Source organism: Streptomyces sp. SID14478, assembly GCF_010548525.1.
Taxonomy (GTDB): Bacteria; Actinomycetota; Actinomycetes; order Streptomycetales; family Streptomycetaceae; genus Streptomyces.
The window spans coordinates 1-695 of record NZ_JAAGMG010000027.1; the positions used below are offsets into that span (position 1 = coordinate 1).

The following is a 695-nucleotide window of genomic DNA, read 5'->3' on the forward strand; positions in this document are numbered from 1 at the left end:
GTCGGCGGCCGGGTGGGTCCCGCGTTCGCCTGCCTCGGCGTGATGCTGCCGGGGCTGTTGCTGCAGGACGCCTGGCGGTACTCGTTCTTCGCCGCCGGCGCCGGACGCAAGGCCTTCGTCAACGACCTCGTGTGGGGCGTCGCGCTGGTGCCCGCCATGGTGGTGGCGGCCCACGTGGGCAGCGTGGGCGCCTTCGTGCTCGCCTGGGGCGGGTCCGCCGCGGTCGCCGCGGTGTACGGCTGCTTCCAGTCCGGCATCCGGCCCCGGCTGACCGGCGCGCGCGACTGGCTGCGCGCGCATCACGACCTCGGCTACCGCTACTTGGCCGAGAACGTCGGCGTCAGCGGCGCGAGCCAGCTGCGGGCGTACGGGCTCGGCGCGATCGTCGGGGTCAGCGCCGTGGGAGTCGTGCGCGGCGCCGAGCTGCTGCTCGGCCCGTTCATGGCGCTGCTCATGGGGCTCTCCCTCGTCACCGTCGCGGAGGCGGCGCGGGTGCTGCGGCAGGCTCCGCACCGGCTCGGCCCGTTCTGTTTCCTGCTGGGCGGCGGGCAGGCCGTCGCCGCGCTGCTGTGGGGCGGCGCACTGCTGCTGATGCCGGACCGGCTCGGTGAACTGGTGCTCGGCGACGTCTGGCACGCCGCCTCGGCGCTCATCGTGCCGGTCACGCTCGGTGTCGCCGGGGCCGGCCTCGGCAC

General features: G+C 75.5%; 1 pseudogene. It reads left to right on the top strand.

Features of this window, described 5'->3' with window-relative positions:
• Positions 1-695, top strand: a pseudogene (locus G3I40_RS00910) (hypothetical protein); the annotation flags it as partial.